Genomic DNA, 12,836 nt, shown 5'->3' on the forward strand with positions numbered 1-12,836 from the left:
GTGCTCACGCCTGCGCACTTCCCTCGTATCCGCGACACCGCAGGACGAACTCCGTGAGCTGCTCGACGGTGGGCCGCTCGAAGAACTCGCCCATCGGGACCTCGACGTGCAGCGACCGCTCGATGCGGGAGATGATCTGCGAGGCCGTCAGCGAATGACCGCCCAGTTCGAAGAAGTTGTCGCGGTCGCCCAGCTTCTCGACGCGCAGCACCTGTCTCCAGATCTCACCGATCGCGCGCCGCACGTCCTCGCCCGAGATCTGATCCGCTGGCCCGGACTTGGAAACCATGGCCACAAGCCCCCTTCCGGCTGTGAAGGATGCGACGGTTTCCCGCCGTGATGCGTGAAACCTCTGTCCGCCCCACAAGATGTAAGCCGCACCGGCCAGTTCCCACCCTCACGCCCGAAGGGGAAATGCCCACTGCACTGTCGGGCAGCGGCACGGGTGGCGCCTGCGGCGGACGCACGCCCGGAGATGAACCGCAGACGGCGAAGGCCGACATCGGAAAGCTGCGGACCACTCCGCGCAAACGGAGGCGCCCCGATCAGCCGACGCCCCGGGCCGGGGCGAGTCCGGAAAGTCGACTCCACGCGAGCGGAGGTATCCCTACACGGCGCCAGGGGCGAGCCATGGGCCGACGCTTCGGAGGCCCAACCGAACGTGCAACCCGGAGGTCAGCCTTTCCGCTGCCTGACACCAGTGCACGCGATAACGGACCGGCCCTCCGGGTCGAGGAAGAGCATGAAGGCCCATGGGCCGACGGAAGCGTCGACGCGGCCGAGTCGAACGGCTCCTTCGTACTGACGGAGACGCTGCACCGCTTGCTCCAGCCCCAACGTCTCTTGGCCGATCCGGCGAGTTCTTCGAAGGCGGCGTTCGTAGACCTGGGCGAGGGTGCCCGCGGGCATTACCCCCTCCCAGAGTGTGCAGGTGCCACCTGCCAGCAGCGCGTCGCGCGCCGCGGTCATGGCCTCAGCGCCCCCAGCCAGCAGTCGAATGAGTACGTCGCGGTCCACAGTCACCCCGCTCGGGATCTTGCGGTACAGCAGCGGAGTACAGCAACCATGACGGCTTCCACCGAGCGCCATTCGCCCGTACAGGCCAGGTGATCAGGCGGGATGTGCCCGTGGGCCTTCGCACCGGTGGTTTGCAACGAGGGACACCAGTAGCCTCATCCGCATGCAGGCTTAGCGGGTCGGTTGACCTCTGAACGGCGGTGCAATCGCGAGCAGTTGTGCCTGCAGACGCAGAATGGTCGCCGTATCGCCGGATCGCCGGATCGCCATAACGCCCTATCGCCGCTTCGGCGCGCCCGCTGCCTGGTCGCCATCACGGGCAGCAGACGCCAACGACGCCCTCGTACCAGGAGACAGACCGTGCCCTCGCCCTCCGCCACACCCACCGATCCGGCATCGAGCTACCGAGCGGTTGAGAGTCTGCTTGCGCGGTATGCGGAGCTTGTGGACGACGGTGATTTTGCGGGGCTTGGTCTCCTGCTCGCAGATGCCACGTTCGTCGGCAGCGGCGGACCGGTGAGTGGTCGGGAGGCGATCGCGAAGATGTTCCACGACACCGTGATCATCCACGCCGATGGCACACCGCGGACCCAGCACGTCATCTCCAACGTCGTCATCGACGTCGAGCAAGGGACCGGCACGGCGTCGGCACGTTCCTGTGTCACGGTGCTGCAGGCTCTGCCCGACCTGCCGCTGCAGCCCATTGCGGCCGGCCGGTACCGTGATCGTTTCGGGTGTCGCGATGGCCGGTGGCGTTTCACCGAACGGCACGTCGACATCCGCCTGGTCGGCGACGTGAGCCGCCACTTGCGACAGACTGCCGCGCCACGGTAGATGCCGTCAGACAGCGTCAGACGTCTGACACGGTGCGCCGGCCAACGGCCCCGGCGGCCATACGCCGACCGGGGCCATGGCTTCGCGTCATCACCGCGCCTCATACGCCTCCGCGCCTCATACGCCTTCGCCGACCGCCAACCTCACCCCGAACGATCAGTCATCCGGAGAGCATCAGGCCACGAGCCGAGGGACAACACAGCGTAGGCATACGGTGCGGGTTCACCGGCCACGGCGCAGGTTCGCCCGGCGCAGGCTCACCGGCTGAGGATGCGGCGCAGCCAGCGGACGCGGGTCTCACGGGCCTCGCGGGCGACCGCGGTGTCAGGGGCCATCTGATCGAAGCCGTGGAACCCGCCTGACCAGACGTGAAGTTCCGCATCGCCTCCGGCCTGCCAGATGCGATGGGCGTAGGCGATGCTTTCGTCGCGGTAGGTTTCGGCGGCACCGGCGTCGATGTAAGCCGGTGGCAGGCCGGACAGGTCCGTGGCGCGAGCGGTCGCCGCGTACGGCGGAACCCGTTCGGTTCCGTGGGCGTCGCCGAGCAGTGATGCCCAGCCGACCTCGTTGGCCCGCTGGTCCCACACGCCGCGGCCGGCCATCTGCTGGGCGGAGAACGTGTTGTTGCGGTCGTCGAGCATGGGGCACATGGCCAACTGGCCGACGAGATGGGGCCCGCCCCGGTCTCGCGCCATGAGCGCAACGGCCGCAGCCAGCCCTCCGCCCGCGCTGCCGCCCGCCACCACGATCCGCCCCGGGTCTCCGCCGATCTCCGTGGCATGCCGGGCCACCCACACCAGGCCCGCGTAGCAGTCCTCGACGCCTGCCGGGTAGGGGTGCTCGGGGGCCAGGCGGTAGTCGGCGCTGACCACGATGGTCCCGAGGGGCGCGGCCCATTCGTGCAGGATGCCGGGCACACCGGTGCGGCCGGTCCCGCCGATCATGCCGCCGCCGTGCAGGTGGTAGACGACGGGCGCGCCGTCGGGCAGTCCTGCCGGGCGGGCGATCAGCAGGGGGACGTCCGGCGCTCCGCCCGGTCCTGGCGCCGCACGCTCGGCCACCTCGAACTTTCCGCCGTCGCGCAGTTCCTCCAGTCCGGGATCGGGGGCGGCCTCGGCGAGCTGCGCACGCCACCGTGGTACGTCCGCTGGTGACGATGGCTCGGCACCGCGCAGATCACCCAGCCGGCCCAGGACGAGTGCTGCCTCTGGGTCGAACGGCACGGGAGCGGGCCGGGCAGCCGGATTCGCCGCACCCCCCTGAGCCCCCGGGTCCGCCGAAGTCCCGGATGCCCCGGGAGATGCAGGGGTCACAGGAGCGCCGGAGGTCGTCGAAGCCGTGCAGCCCGTCGAACCGGTCGACGCTGCTGAGGCTGCCGGGCCGGTGGCGGGTGGTGGAGTCGTAGGGGGCTGTTGCGGATCGTCGTCCGGCACAGGGCGGGCGTTCATGAATTCCTCTTTGGACAGATGTGGGCCGCACGGCGGCACGCCTCGGCCACGCGGGCGGCAGAGCCCAGCGCGCCGGTGGGAGCGTTCAGGCGGCAGGAAGGACGTGGGCGGTAGCGCCCAGGCAGCGAAATACACGCAGTTCGGAGCACGCGGGCAGCGGGGGATCACACAGATCGCAGGCCTCGCGGACCGCGAGAAGCCCCGCTCACCAGCTGACAGGCAGTTCATGCACGCCGTAAGCGATCATGTCGTGCTTGAAGCGGATGTCCTGGTCGGGCAGGGTGGTGCGCAGCTCGGGGAAGCGGCGTAGCAACGCGGGGTAGGCGAGCTGGAGTTCCTTACGTGCCAGGTTCTGTCCCAGGCACTGGTGGATGCCGTAGCCGAATGCGAGGTGTCCGCGCACATCGGGCCTGCCGATGTCGAACCGGTCGGGCTCGCGGAAGGCAGCCGCATCACGGTTCCCGGCCGCGTTCGGCACCAGCACTCCCTCACCCGCGCGAATCATGTGTCCTGCGATCTCGACGTCTTCGGTGGCGACCCGGGAGAGCCCGTTCTGCGTGATGGACAGGTAACGCAGCAGTTCCTCGACCGCCGACGCCACCTGGGCGGGGTCGTCACTGTCCCGGACGACGGCAAGCTGCTCGGGATGACGCAGCAGCACCAACGTCCCGAGGGCGAGCTGATTGGCGGTGGTCTCATGCCCCGCGACCAGCAGCGTCATCGCCGTCTCGACGAGGAGTTCGGGGGTGAGTTCACCGGTGCGCATACGCGTGACGACCAGGGAACTGAGCAGATCGTCACCCGGATCGTCGTCCTTGCGCCGGATCAGATCACCGAGAAATCCGGCGAGTTCGCCGCGAGCGGCGGTGAACTCCTGCACGCTGCTTTCCCGGGAGATCAACGTGCCGGCCGACCGCTGGAAAAGGGCGTGATCCTGCCGTGGGACGCCGAGCAGTTCGCTGATGACCAGGGAAGGCATCGGCAGCGCGAAGGCTTCGACCAGGTCGGCCGGCGGCCCGGCGGCCTCCATCCGGTCCAGCAGATCGTCGATGATCTGCACCAGCCGAGGAGCCATCGCGGCGACCTGCCGGACCGTGAAACTCCCGGTGAGCATGCGGCGTTGACGGGCATGCTCCGGATCGTCCTGCATGCTCAGCGCCTGCGCCTCCTGACCGCTCCGGTCCTTGAACCCTTCGGTCGGCGAAGGAAATCCGGGCCTGCTCGGATCGGCGCTGAAACGCGGATCGGCCAGCACGGCCCGCTGATCCTCGTACCGCGTGACAAGCCAGGGCGTCTGCCCGTCCCAGATCCGGACCCGCACGAGCGGCGCCTGCGCGCGCAGAGCGGCGTAGAGCGGCGGTGGGTCGAAAGGGCAGCCAGGAGCGCGGTCGAAGGGGAAGCCGGAATGCGTGTGACGTGACACCGGTGTCTCTCCTCATGTCAAAAAGTGACGGGAAGCGGCCGGCTACGAGACCAACGCCGGCCCCTGCGGCGCGGTGGGTCGCAGCAGGCGAGCAGGCACGATCACCTCCGGCAGCCGAAGCCGACCGGGGCAGCCCGCACGAAACAACAGATTCGAAGATTCGAAGGCCGGGACAACGCCCACGGCACCGCACGAAGCGACAGCCCGTCACATTCCACGAGAAGACCGCAGACGCGCACGGCGCAGAGGGAAGGAAACGGTCGCCACGAGAGGGCCGGAGATCACACTCACGGCCCAAGGAAAGAGGTGACAGCACACACGGAAGCGACCCCGCGCCGGAAAACGCGGTGCAGCACACTCACCACATCTGGCGAACATGCACCCGGAACGCCGCCTTCGAAGCGGCTACAGTCTGTCAACCTCAATGATCACGCGTGCATGCTAACACCGCCCGACGGCTCCCGTCTGCGCCCGACGCCGTCGGGCGCCTTGGTGATGGTCCGCCTCTGGGCTTAGGGCCTGCGCCTCATGCGCGCGGTGAGCCTGCTGGCTAAGGTCGGCGCCCATGCAGGCTACGGAGATCATTCGCCGCACGACGGCGGAGCGCAGGCGGGACACCCTGGAGCGGCTCGGCTCGGAGCGCGACATATGGGTGTCGACGGCCCACCCCGACCACGGTCCGCATCAGGTGCCCTTGTGGTTTCTGTGGGACGGGCAGGCAGTGTGGATGTGTACCGGCGCGAATTCCGCGACCGCGCGCAATGTGCAGAAGGAACCGCGCGTACGGCTGGCGCTACCGGATTCCTTCGACGTGGTGCTGCTGCAAGGAGAGGCGAAGTGCTATCCCGCGCGGGAAGTGCCACATGATGCCGCAGACGCGTTCGCGGGAAAGTTCGGCTGGGATCCGCGTACGGAAGAGACCCCCTTCCTGTACGTGTGCGTCGCGCCGCAGACAGTGCGCGCCTGGCGCGGAGTACCGGAACTTCGCGGCAGGGTGGTGATGCGCGATGGGGCGTGGCTGGAGTAGCCCGGGCGCGGTGTGAATGCGCCGGTCACAGCCGTTCGTTGAGGGGCGCGACGAGGACGGTCACCTCGTGGCGGACCGCGATTTCGCCGTATCGCGTGGCAACGGCACGTTCCTCTTTCGGCGCCGCCCGGGTGCCCCCGGGCGGCTCATCCCCGGGTGCCGAATTCCTGGTGGATGGAGGCCAGGAAGGTGGACAGGTGGGTGAATTCGGTCTGGTCGTGCAGGAGCATCTCGTAGGCGAAGCCGAGTGCCTCGGCGCGTTCCTCGGCGGTGCTGTAGGTCTTGCCGCGGTCGAAGATGTAGCGGCTGCGCAGTTCGAAACCGTCGGCCGTGGTACGGACGAGGTGAAGCATGAGGCCGTTGTTGATGCTGAGCTTGCCGCACGCATGGGCGCTGACGTCCGACCGGGCGAAGCGGTCGGCGTCGAAGCCCAGTTCGGTGGGGTGGCGGAACTGGATGGTGAGTTCCGAGCGCAGGGGGCCGATGTACTCGATGATGTCGTGGGTGTTGCCGAGGTAGCGGTCGACGTCGGCGACACCGGGCCGGGTGAGGACGTCCTGGTCGCGGGGGATGGCCTGCTGGTGGTTGTAGGGATACCAGAGGGAGTAGCGCTCGGGCTCGACGGAATGCCACCAGAACCACCAGGTGAACATCTCCGGTGTGCAGCCGGGGAAGCGGGTGAGGCTGGTGACGTACGGGTGGCCGTCGTCGGTCACGCAGAAGCCGGTCTCGACCTTGTGGTATCCGGCGTCCAGCAGGGTGTTGAGGTCCTCGGGCGAGGTGGTGAGGGCCGCGTCGGAGGGCATGGGGCGCTGGATGAAGGGCATCACGTCGTCGTGAAGCCACAGGTCGCCGTTGAAGTACTGGGCGTACGGCTTGCCCTTGATCCGTTCACTGTTGTGCCGGAACAGTTCCTGGGTGGCGACCGGATAGTAGGTCACGGGAAGCATGGCTATGCCCTTCTGTTCTTTCGGCCGTTGGCGCGGCGGGCGGACTCGCCGCCGTCCGGAGCGGGCGCGTCGGACGACGGGGCGGAGCGGCGGCGCAGCCGGGTGAGAAGCGTTCGTCCTCCGGATTCGCCGAGGAAGATGCCGAGCAGTCCGACCAGCGCGATCCACGGCGGGGCCGGAGTGGGCACGCCCATGAGCCGGCACAGGAATCCGGCGAGGATCCCGGCGCCGAGGGACAGCGCGTAGCGGACGATGGTGCGGCTCATGCGACGGCTTCGAGAAGGCCGAAGCCGATCAGCATGCCGGCCAGTCCGGTCAGGGCGACCGGAGGGGGTGCCGGTGAGTCCACCCTGATCAGCGCGTACATGATTCCGAGGCCGATTCCGGCACCCAGCGCTTTGGCATACGCGAGCACCCTTCACCTCCTGCGATCAGGCCGCCGTGCACCACCGGCGATACGGATGGACCGACCAGCCGTAAAGGAGAAACAGCTACAAAGGAGAAACAGTCGCAAAGGGAAACTCTCCCCGGCCCCCACCCCCTGCTCGGAAGGTCTCTTCAAGCACCCTTTGCTCGGACAGTCTCTTCAAGGGCCGGTCCAGGCGCATGCCGGTACGGGTGACGGAGTGACGGGGGCGGCTTCTTCCACGAGGCCGCGGCCCCGGTCGGGTGCCTACGTGCGGGCCGATTCCCAGCTCGTGGGTTCGGCGTCGAGTTCGATGCCGAGGGTTTCGAGGAACCGTGCGGTCATCATGTAGTGGCCCACGAGGAGGGTGACCGTGGCCACTCCCTGTTCGCCCAGCGCCTTGATGGCCTCATCGAAGGTGGCGGTGGCATTCGGGGTGGCGTACAACTCGTCGACGAACCGCAGGACGGCCGCCTGTTTCTCGGTCAACTCGTCGAAGCGGCCGGCTTCCAGTGCGGTGACTTCGGCATCGGTGACACCGACGGACCGGGCGATGCCGATGTGCTGCATCCGCTCGTAGGCGCTGTGGCTGAGTGCGCCCACCCGGAGGATGACCATCTCGCGGAGTTTCGGGTCCAGGGGGGACCGTGGGAAGGCCGTGCCCAGGGAGAGGTAGCCGTCGGCGATCTCGGCTGTCGTGCGCAGCAGCCCGCGGGTCAGGTTCGCCGGGAATCGGTCGTATGCGGCGCGGTCCGCGTCCGGCATCGTGGCGGGGTCGGGGAGGTCGATGCGTGCCATGGGGTTCATGCCTTCCGTGACGGGTCGTAGCCGCTGTCGTGTGCGTGCCGGCGGGCGATGCCGACGGCTTCCGCGATGTCCCTGCGCAGGGGGTCGCCGTGGCCGGGAAGGATGACGTCGGCGTCGAGGACTTCCAGGGCGTCCAGTGCCGCCAGCGCGTCCTGCAGCGAATGGGCGAAGAACCAGGGGCACAGCTGTGGTCCGTCGAACAGCGAGGTCGGATGCGCGGTGAGCAGGGCGTCTCCGGTGATCACGGCGCGGGAGTCCGGCAGGTGGAAGGCGGCGTGACCGGAGGTGTGGCCGTGGGTGGGCACCGCGATCGGCCGTCCCGGGATGTCGAGCGGTCCGGCGCCGACGGGCCTGACGTCGTCGATCTTCAGTTCCTTGGTCGCGCCGACCTTCTGCACCTTCTCCCACCACTCCTGCGTCTGCGGCATCGGGCCCTTGTCCACGTCGTCGGCGCCGGCCTGTTCGAGGTATTCGCGGCGTGCGTGGTGGACTTCGATCGGGTCGGCGTAGACGGGGGTCGCGAAGCGGCGGTGGAAGTCCTCGACCGCTCCCATGTGGTCGATGTGTGCGTGGGTCAGCAGGATCGCGCGGACGTCTTCGGGCTTCTGGCCGATCGAGCGGATGGATTCCTCCACCGCCGGGACGTCGCCCGGCCATCCACCGTCGATCAGCGTCAGATCCGTGCCCTCACGGAGGATGATCCAGTTGACATCGGTTCCGCCGAAACAGAACACGTTCTCGGCAGCCTCACTCATGGCATTCCTTTCGCGGTGTGGGTGCGGGTGGACGCCTGGAGGCTGGCGTCGCCTTGCCGATGCCGTGCGGCCCCTGCGGGCCGTCACCGGCCGGCGCTCGGTGCGGGACGTGACGCCGACCGGCGAGGCACAAGGCGCGACAATCACCATCGTCGTACGGCGCCCGGCGATCCGCGACCGGTGCCCGCCGGGCCGGTCGCCGACGTGCGGCACACGACCGGCGACAACGGCGAACCCCCGGAGACAGCGCGTGCCGGACCGTCTCCGGAGGACTTCACCGGAGCTCCGGGGAAGGGTCACCAGGGTTCGGGGACCGGGAGGGTGTCGCGGTGCTCGCCCGCGTAGAGGGAGGGGAGGAACCGCGACAGGAAGGTGAACTCGTTGTAGCAGTGCCGCAGCACTTCGCGGCCGAACTCGTCCGTGAAGGTCTCGGCCATCTGCTGCGGCGTCAGCTCGCCGACGAGGTCCACGCCGAAGTAGAAGTTGCTGCGCAGGGCGCTGCCCCAGGGCGTGTCGCGGCACAGGTGCAGGAGCCGGTTGCCCAGGACCCGTCCGTCCTCGTCGCGTTCGGCGTCGAAGCCCATGCCGATGCGTCCGCAGACCGCGCCGGTGATCCGGCCCTCGCCGCGTGCCTGCCGGTAGGCGGCGGGGGTGAAGAATTCCTCCGGGTCACGGAATTGGATGGCGACCTGCTGCGCGGGCAGCTGCCCGAAGCGCTCCTCGGCGAGGTGAATCGAGCCGGGCAGCTCTCCCTCGGTCCCTTCGGTCCAGTTGCTGGCGACGTGGTCGATCGGGTGCCACCAGATGTACTGCTGGGTGAGGGGACGGGAGCGGAACCACCACTCGAACATCTCACCGCTGACGCCGTGCAGGTCGGTCCGGCAAGCGATGTGGAGGACTCCGTCCGCATCACGTTCGAAGCCGGTCTCCAGCGGTAGCGGCGTCGGGTCGAGCAGGGTGTCAAGGCCGGTGAAAGGCATTTCTGTTCTCACTTTCCGTGTGTCATCGCAAGGTCGGAGCGGGCGGCCGGTTCAGTCGGCGTCCCGCGGCTCGCGTGGTCGGTACCGGGGTGGGGTCGCGGCCGGGTACGTGCGGAGCGCATCCGCGTCAGCAGACCGCGCACCGCGCTCTCGGCCGCCACGATGGCGAGCAGGCCGAGCAGCGCCGGCCACGGCGGGGCCGGTGAGCGCACGCCCATGAGCCCGTACAGCAGTCCGGCGGCGATTCCCGCGCCGAGGGACACGGCGTAGCGCCGGGCTGTGGCGCGGAAGCCGGTCATGTCGGGGCTCCCGAAATTCCGTAGCCGATCAGCATTCCCGCCAGTCCGGTCAGAGCGATCAGCGGAGGAGCGGGCGAGCGTACGCGCAGCAGCGCGTACATCGCGCCGACGACAAGACCGGCTCCGGCGACAGCGGCATAGGTGAGCACCGCGACCTCCTGGTTCGAGCGGGTGGCCCCGTCACAGCCACCGTCTGGTCCCATCACCGTAACATGAACATGAATACACATTCATTTACGCCGGTGTGTGAGGATGGACTCATGACCACGCGCCCCGCCCCTCCTCGGCAAAAACGCAGCCAAGCGGCGATGGAACGGATTCTGGAAGCCGCCCAGCAGCTGATCGCGGAGGAAGGCATCGCCGGATTCACCCTCACCGCGGTGGCCAAGCGGGCCGGCGTGGCCGTGGGCACCGTCTACCAGCGCTTCGCCGACAAGACGGACCTGCTCGTCTCGGCCCAGCAGCGCTGGCTCGACGAGGTCGCCCGGGCCCAGCGGGAGCAGTTCCTGCCCGCCGCGGCGCAGCAGCCGGACTTCGTCCGCGCCGTCTCCCTGTACGCGGAACAACTGGCCACCCTGTTCCGCGACCACGCCTGCCTCGTCCGCGAGTTCGTCGTGCACGCGGCTGCCATCCCCGCACTGCGGGAAGCCGCTCAGCAGCGCCTCGACCAGCTGGCGCAGGAGCGGTGCGCCGTCTTCATGGAGCTTCCGGGCCGGCCCCCGCACCTCACGCGCGGCCACATCCTCCTCGCCCTGCGCGCCGTGCAGTCCCTCCTGGAGTGGCGCGTCGCCACCTCGCCCGACCTGGAGGAGGCAGTCGCCCTGCCCTGGGACAGGCTGGCCGACGACATCCCGAAACTGGTCACCGCCTACCTCGGCCAGGACGCCTGATCAACGGCCGAGGCCCGGCCCCGGTGACCGGGGCGCGCGACCAAGGAGGTCCACGCAGCTATGGACAGCACGGCGAGGGTCGTCGGCCGTGTTGATCGATTTCACCCCTTATGCATGGGTATAGCGTCGACGAAAGACGCTCGCACCCACCTGGCTGACTCGATTCCCCGCCTGCCCTGAAAGGCGAAATGCCCGGCCTTCCGGCCTCGGTGACCCGCGGAGTACGCCTCGCCCTGTCCCGCGAACGTAACGACGTGCGGCCGAACTCTTCGAAGGAGCAGCCATGGAACGGAAGATCGCGCTGGAAGAGCATGTGTCCACTCCCGCGAACAATGCTCATTGGGACTCGGCCGGAGAAGCGAGCCGCAACGGTGCCGAGTGGATGGCATGGATCGAGAAGCGGCTCCTGGAAGTCGACGACCGCCTGCGCGACATGGACAAGAACGGCATCGAGCGCACGATCCTGTCGCTGACCTCGCCCGGCATCCAGTCCGTTCTCGACCCCGCCGAGGCCGTCAAGGCAGCCCGCGAGCAGAACGACTACATCGCCGAGACGTACGTGTCCCGCGCCCCGGACCGGTTCTCGGCGTTCGCCGCTGTCCCCGTACAGGACCCTCGGGCGGCGGCCGACGAACTGGAGCGCGCCGTCACCGACCTGGGCATGGTCGGCGCGCTGATCAACGGCTACACGAACGTCGGCAGCAGCGAGAAGGGCCAGTATCTCGACGAGGATCCGGTGCGGCCCTTCTGGGAGCGGGTCGCCTCCCTGGGCGTTCCCGTCTATCTGCACCCAAGAGAGCCGTTGCCGGGTCAGCAGCGGCTGTACCAGGGGTACGACGCACTGGTCGGGTCCGCGTGGGGCTTCGCCCACGAGACCGCCACGCACGCCGTCCGCCTCATGCTCAGCGGACTCTTCGACGAGCATCCCGACCTGCAGATCATCCTCGGTCACCTGGGCGAGGGCCTGCCCCTGTTGCTCCCCCGGTTGGAACACCGGCTGTACCTGCAACGTCACGGCACCGGCCAGGGCGCAGCCCGCCGCACCGTCAGCGAGTACTTCGGCGAGAACTTCTGCCTCACCACCAGCGGCCACTTCCACACCAAGGGGCTGCTCGACACGATCAGCGAGGTCGGCTCCGACCGGGTGATGTTCTCCGTCGACTATCCCTACGAGTACATGGACGAAGCGACGGAGTGGTTCGACAACGCCCTCATCGCCGAGAACGACCGGACCAAGATCGGCCGGGACAACGCCCGGCGCCTCTTCGGTTTCGCGTAGACCGCCGACCGCGTCCACGGTGCGGGGTCATCCCGCCCCCGCCGGCTGGACCGTGGCGCGTCGCACGGCGACACGCCGGTCGCTACTGGGGGGGGAACCGGAGAAATACCTACGCCCCCGCCCCCTTCCCCGTCCCCGCTCCTGTGCCAGCACCTCGCACCTGTTCGTCCCCCGCAGGGCGTCTCGCGCCCAGCGGCGTGCCGCCCGTACCGGTTTCGCCGAGGCCCGCCGCCAGGCCCGTCTCGCCGGAGCCCCGTCCCGCCATCGCGACGGCCCGTCTGCCTCGTGACGCCTGGCACGCACTCCCCCAAGCTCTCGGCTCCGCTCGACGCCCGAGGACACCACAGGCAATCGTGCAGGGAGGTCCCCTCCTCGCCGCGCTGTCGGGGTCGCCCCGGTGCACCCGGTACCGGGGCGACCCCGGTAGGGGCCGGCGGCCAGGCCTGCCTTGCCGATGACTTCGAGCACCAAGGTTCCGTCCACCGCGTAGGTGCGAGCGGCCGGCGCCCGGCAGGCATCGAGGGTCCGCAGCCGCAGCATGTCCGCCCGGGTGGTGAGCCGGGCAGCACGCGAATTGCCGAGGAGCAGCGGGAGTACGTCATCCGGGAGGGCGGCAGGCCGCTCCGCCCCCCCCGGGACGCCACAGGCGCCCGTCCCGCGCGGCGGAACACCACACCCCGACGGACGGACGGTAACCATCACCGGACTCACAGCCACCCCC

The 12,836-nt window shown here is 68.9% G+C and carries 15 protein-coding genes; 4 read left to right on the top strand and 11 right to left on the bottom strand.

Annotated elements, in window-relative coordinates:
* Positions 1-4: 4 nt before the first annotated feature.
* Positions 5-289: a phosphopantetheine-binding protein gene (locus ABT345_RS31940; RefSeq protein ID WP_345092632.1), complete on the bottom strand. Its 285-nt coding sequence runs from the start codon at positions 287-289 to the stop codon at positions 5-7.
* Positions 290-1,377: 1,088 nt separating this feature from the next.
* Here ABT345_RS31940 and ABT345_RS31945 point away from each other — a divergent pair.
* The gene (locus ABT345_RS31945) at positions 1,378-1,851 is read left to right on the top strand and encodes a nuclear transport factor 2 family protein (protein ID WP_345092635.1); all 474 of its coding nucleotides are present in this window, start codon (positions 1,378-1,380) and stop codon (positions 1,849-1,851) included.
* A gap of 257 nt (positions 1,852-2,108) precedes the next feature.
* On the opposite strand, the gene ABT345_RS31950 is transcribed toward ABT345_RS31945, so the two are convergent.
* Positions 2,109-3,074, bottom strand: a complete 966-nt coding sequence (locus tag ABT345_RS31950; RefSeq protein WP_345092638.1) for an alpha/beta hydrolase fold domain-containing protein — start codon at positions 3,072-3,074, stop codon at positions 2,109-2,111.
* 430 nt (positions 3,075-3,504) lie between these two features.
* Positions 3,505-4,722 carry a cytochrome P450 gene (locus tag ABT345_RS31955; RefSeq protein WP_345092641.1) on the bottom strand — a complete coding sequence of 406 codons (1,218 nt, stop codon included), beginning with the start codon at positions 4,720-4,722 and terminating at the stop codon, positions 3,505-3,507.
* Positions 4,723-5,287: 565 nt separating this feature from the next.
* Between ABT345_RS31955 and ABT345_RS31960 the strand changes: the two genes are divergently transcribed.
* Positions 5,288-5,749, top strand: a complete 462-nt coding sequence (locus ABT345_RS31960; protein WP_345092644.1) for a pyridoxamine 5'-phosphate oxidase family protein — start codon at positions 5,288-5,290, stop codon at positions 5,747-5,749.
* 146 nt (positions 5,750-5,895) lie between these two features.
* Here the strand turns inward: ABT345_RS31960 and ABT345_RS31965 are convergent, their stop codons facing one another.
* The 8 genes from ABT345_RS31965 to ABT345_RS32000 all read right to left on the bottom strand — a co-directional run bounded on the left by ABT345_RS31965 (position 5,896) and on the right by ABT345_RS32000 (position 10,149).
* A complete protein-coding gene (locus tag ABT345_RS31965; protein ID WP_345092647.1) occupies positions 5,896-6,690 on the bottom strand; it encodes a DAPG hydrolase family protein in 795 nt (264 codons plus the stop codon).
* A gap of 11 nt (positions 6,691-6,701) precedes the next feature.
* Positions 6,702-6,965, bottom strand: a complete 264-nt coding sequence (locus ABT345_RS31970; RefSeq protein WP_345092649.1) for a DUF1427 family protein — start codon at positions 6,963-6,965, stop codon at positions 6,702-6,704.
* On the bottom strand, positions 6,962-7,114 hold the full coding sequence (locus ABT345_RS31975; RefSeq protein ID WP_345092653.1) for a DUF1427 family protein: 153 nt from the start codon (positions 7,112-7,114) through the stop codon (positions 6,962-6,964). The genes ABT345_RS31970 and ABT345_RS31975 overlap by 4 nt, the downstream gene beginning before the upstream one ends.
* A 258-nt stretch (positions 7,115-7,372) precedes the next feature.
* Positions 7,373-7,903, bottom strand: a complete 531-nt coding sequence (locus ABT345_RS31980) for a carboxymuconolactone decarboxylase family protein (RefSeq protein ID WP_345092656.1) — start codon at positions 7,901-7,903, stop codon at positions 7,373-7,375.
* A gap of 5 nt (positions 7,904-7,908) precedes the next feature.
* Positions 7,909-8,667, bottom strand: a complete 759-nt coding sequence (locus tag ABT345_RS31985; protein WP_345092658.1) for an MBL fold metallo-hydrolase — start codon at positions 8,665-8,667, stop codon at positions 7,909-7,911.
* A gap of 296 nt (positions 8,668-8,963) precedes the next feature.
* The gene (locus ABT345_RS31990; protein ID WP_345092661.1) at positions 8,964-9,647 is read right to left on the bottom strand and encodes a DAPG hydrolase family protein; all 684 of its coding nucleotides are present in this window, start codon (positions 9,645-9,647) and stop codon (positions 8,964-8,966) included.
* Positions 9,648-9,655: 8 nt separating this feature from the next.
* A complete protein-coding gene (locus ABT345_RS31995) occupies positions 9,656-9,946 on the bottom strand; it encodes a DUF1427 family protein (protein ID WP_345092664.1) in 291 nt (96 codons plus the stop codon).
* Entirely contained in the window at positions 9,943-10,149 is a 207-nt protein-coding gene (locus ABT345_RS32000) for a DUF1427 family protein (RefSeq protein WP_345092666.1), read from the bottom strand. Before ABT345_RS32000 ends, ABT345_RS31995 begins: the two co-directional genes overlap by 4 nt.
* 105 nt (positions 10,150-10,254) lie before the next feature.
* Between ABT345_RS32000 and ABT345_RS32005 the strand changes: the two genes are divergently transcribed.
* Complete coding sequence (locus tag ABT345_RS32005; protein WP_345092669.1) at positions 10,255-10,836, top strand: TetR/AcrR family transcriptional regulator; 582 nt, start codon at positions 10,255-10,257, stop codon at positions 10,834-10,836.
* Positions 10,837-11,119: 283 nt separating this feature from the next.
* The gene (locus ABT345_RS32010; RefSeq protein WP_345092671.1) at positions 11,120-12,115 is read left to right on the top strand and encodes an amidohydrolase family protein; all 996 of its coding nucleotides are present in this window, start codon (positions 11,120-11,122) and stop codon (positions 12,113-12,115) included.
* The last annotated feature ends 721 nt before the right edge of the window (positions 12,116-12,836 follow it).

It is taken from the genome of Streptomyces sp. NPDC000404 (assembly GCF_040300365.1).
Lineage (GTDB): Bacteria > Actinomycetota > Actinomycetes > Streptomycetales > Streptomycetaceae > Streptomyces > Streptomyces ramulosus.

Bases quoted from the DNA above. Each gene is read 5' to 3' on its own strand.
- ABT345_RS31940 (WP_345092632.1), bottom strand. From the start codon at position 289: ATGGTTTCCAAGTCCGGGCCAGCGGATCAGATCTCGGGCGAGGACGTG.
- ABT345_RS31990 (WP_345092661.1), bottom strand. From the start codon at position 9,647: ATGCCTTTCACCGGCCTTGACACCCTGCTCGACCCGACGCCGCTACCG.
- ABT345_RS31985 (WP_345092658.1), bottom strand. From the start codon at position 8,667: ATGAGTGAGGCTGCCGAGAACGTGTTCTGTTTCGGCGGAACCGATGTC.
- ABT345_RS32000 (WP_345092666.1), bottom strand. From the start codon at position 10,149: ATGGGACCAGACGGTGGCTGTGACGGGGCCACCCGCTCGAACCAGGAG.
- ABT345_RS32005 (WP_345092669.1), top strand. From the start codon at position 10,255: ATGGAACGGATTCTGGAAGCCGCCCAGCAGCTGATCGCGGAGGAAGGC.
- ABT345_RS32010 (WP_345092671.1), top strand. From the start codon at position 11,120: ATGGAACGGAAGATCGCGCTGGAAGAGCATGTGTCCACTCCCGCGAAC.
- ABT345_RS31960 (WP_345092644.1), top strand. From the start codon at position 5,288: ATGCAGGCTACGGAGATCATTCGCCGCACGACGGCGGAGCGCAGGCGG.
- ABT345_RS31980 (WP_345092656.1), bottom strand. From the start codon at position 7,903: ATGGCACGCATCGACCTCCCCGACCCCGCCACGATGCCGGACGCGGAC.
- ABT345_RS31995 (WP_345092664.1), bottom strand. From the start codon at position 9,946: ATGACCGGCTTCCGCGCCACAGCCCGGCGCTACGCCGTGTCCCTCGGC.
- ABT345_RS31970 (WP_345092649.1), bottom strand. From the start codon at position 6,965: ATGAGCCGCACCATCGTCCGCTACGCGCTGTCCCTCGGCGCCGGGATC.